Origin of the sequence: Streptomyces sp. UNOB3_S3 (assembly GCF_020740895.1) — a bacterium.
Lineage (GTDB): Bacteria > Actinomycetota > Actinomycetes > Streptomycetales > Streptomycetaceae > Streptomyces.
The window spans coordinates 1-2,615 of sequence record NZ_JAILXP010000606.1 but is presented as its reverse complement, the minus strand read 5'-3'; the positions used below and the strand labels follow the sequence as shown (position 1 = coordinate 2,615).

At 66.8% G+C, this 2,615-nt stretch carries 2 protein-coding genes; one reads left to right on the top strand and one right to left on the bottom strand.

Going from position 1 to position 2,615, the window contains the following annotated elements; genetic code table 11:
* The coding region (locus K6I33_RS34240; protein ID WP_229358702.1) for a bifunctional UDP-sugar hydrolase/5'-nucleotidase at positions 1-1,722 on the top strand (1,722 nt) is incomplete at its 5' end.
* Here K6I33_RS34240 and K6I33_RS34235 read toward each other — a convergent pair.
* A partial coding sequence (locus K6I33_RS34235; RefSeq protein ID WP_229358701.1) for a SidA/IucD/PvdA family monooxygenase occupies positions 1,678-2,615 on the bottom strand: 938 nt, incomplete at its 5' end. The two genes, K6I33_RS34240 and K6I33_RS34235, sit on opposite strands and share 45 nt — an antisense overlap.

The following is a 2,615-nucleotide window of genomic DNA, read 5'->3' as shown; positions in this document are numbered from 1 at the left end:
GAGGCGGAGGGGCTCGCCGGGAACGGGGGCGCTCGCCGGAAGAAGCGGTACGCGTTGACCGTGATGGGGACGACCGATCTGCACGGCAATGTCTTCAACTGGGATTACTTCACCGATGCGGAGTTCGACGACAAGGCGCACAACGATGTGGGTCTCGCCAAGATCTCGACTCTGGTGGGGCAGGTGCGGGCCGAGAAGGGCCGGCGGAACACTCTGCTGATCGACGCGGGTGACACGATCCAGGGCACTCAGCTGTCGTATTACTACGCGAAGGTGGATCCGATCACGGGTGCGGGCGGTCCGGCGCATCCGATGGCGCGGGCGATGAACGCGATCGGGTACGACGCGGCGGCGGTCGGCAATCATGAGTTCAACTACGGTATTCCGACGCTGCGGAAGTTCGAGGAGCAGTGTGATTTTCCGCTGCTGGCGGCGAATGCCCTGGACGCGAAGTCGTTGCGGCCGGCGTTCCGCCCGTATGCGATCAAGCGGGTGTGCACTCCGCACGGTCGTGATGTGAAGGTGGCGATTCTGGGTCTGACCAATCCGGGGATCGCGATCTGGGACAAGGCGAATGTGCAGGGGAAGATGGTGTTCCCGGGCCTGGAGGAGCAGGCGGCGAAGTGGGTGCCGAAGCTGCGGTCCATGGGTGCGGATGTGGTGATCGTGGCGGCGCATTCGGGTTCGAGTGGTACGTCGTCGTACGGTGATCAGTTGCCGTATGTGGAGAACGCCGCGGCGCTGGTGGCGGAGCGGGTGCCGGGTATCGACGCGATTCTGGTGGGGCACGCTCACACGGAGATTCCCGAGTACCGGGTGACGAACAAGGAGTCCGGTAAGCAGGTGGTGCTTTCGGAGCCGCTGAAGTGGGGGCAGCGGTTGACGTTGTTCGACTTCGGTCTGGTGTGGGAGCGGGGCCGCTGGCAGGTGGAGTCGGTTTCGGCGAAGGTGCTGAATTCCAACACCGTGGCGGAGGACCGCCGGATCACCGGTCTGCTGGGCAAGGAGCACCGGAAGGTCGTGGCGTATGTGAATCAGGTGATCGGTACGTCGACGGCGGCGATGAGTGCGGCGGAGGCGGCGTACAAGGACACGCCGATCATTGATTTCATCAATCATGTGCAGGCGGAGACGGTGAGGGCGGCGCTGGCGGGCACGTCCTATGCCTCGCTGCCCGTTCTGTCGCAGGCGTCGTGTTTCTCGCGGACGGCGTCGGTGCCGGCGGGGAAGGTGACGATTCGCGAGGTGGCGGGGCTGTACCCGTTCGAGAACACGCTGGAGGCGCGGCTGCTGACCGGTGCGCAGTTGCGGGCGTATCTGGAGTTCTCGGCGCGTTATTACGTGCGGACGGCTCCGGGTGTTCCGGTGGACCCGGCGAAGCTGACGAACGCCGAGTCGATTCCGGATTACAACTATGACGTGGTGAGTGGTCTCTCTTATGAGATCGACATCGCGAAGGAGCCGGGTGCGCGGATTGTGAATCTGTCGTTCCGGGGGAAGCCGCTGGATGATGCGGCGGAGTTCGTTCTGGCGGTGAACAATTACCGGGCGAGTGGTGGCGGGAATTTCCCGCATGTCGCGCGGTCGAAGCAGTTGTGGGCGAATTCGGAGGAGATCCGTAACACGATCATCGGTTGGGTGAAGGCCAAGGGTTCCATTGATGTGGGGGCCTTCGCGTCAGTGGACTGGAAGCTGACGCGGGATGGTGTGCCGGTTTTCTGAGCCGGTGCCGCCTGGACCGGTGCCGCCTGAGCCGGTGCCGCCGACGGCGTGCTGGGGTCGTGGCTGGGTCCGCGGCTCCAGGCCGAAGGTGGTGAAGGCGGTGCGGTGGGGCAGGGGGTAGACCGTGCGGCCGCTGAGGGCGTTGAGGATGACGGCGCTGCGCCAGGCGGCGAGGCCGAGGTCGGGGGCGCCGACGCCGTGGGTGTGGGTTTCGGCGTTCTGGACGTGGATGGCGCCCTTGACGGAGGGGTCGAGGACGAGCCGGTGGTGTTCGTCGACGCGGGGGCGGCCGTTGGAGTCGCGGCGGACGTAGGGGTCGAGGGCGGCGAGGAGGGTGTCGACGCGGCGTTCGCGGTAGCCGGTGGCGAGGACGACGGCGTCGGTGGTGAGGCGGGAGCGGCTGCCCTGCTGGGTGTGTTCGAGGTGGAGTTCGACGCGGGTGGTGCCGACGCGGCCGGCGGTGCGGACGAAGACTCCGGGGGTGAGGACGGCGTCGGGCCAGCCGCCGTGGAGGCTGCGGCGGTAGAGCTCGTCCTGGATGTCGGCGATGGTGTGGCGGTCGATGCCCTGGTGGAGCTGCCATTGCTGGGGCAGGACCTGGTCGCGGACGGGTTCGGGCAGGGTGCGGAAGTAGTGGGTGTAGTCGGGGGTGAAGTGCTCCAGGCCGAGCTTGCTGTATTCCATGGGCGCGAAGGCCGGGGTGCGGGCGAGCCAGTGGAGGCGTTCGCGGCCGACGGGGCGGTCGCGGAGGAGGTCGAGGAAGATCTCGGCGCCGGACTGGCCGGAGCCGATCACGGTGATGTGTTCGGCGGCGAGGATCTTGTCGCGGTGGTCGAGGTAGTCGGCGGAGTGGGTGACGGGGACGTTGGGGGCTTCGGCGAGGGGGCGCAGGG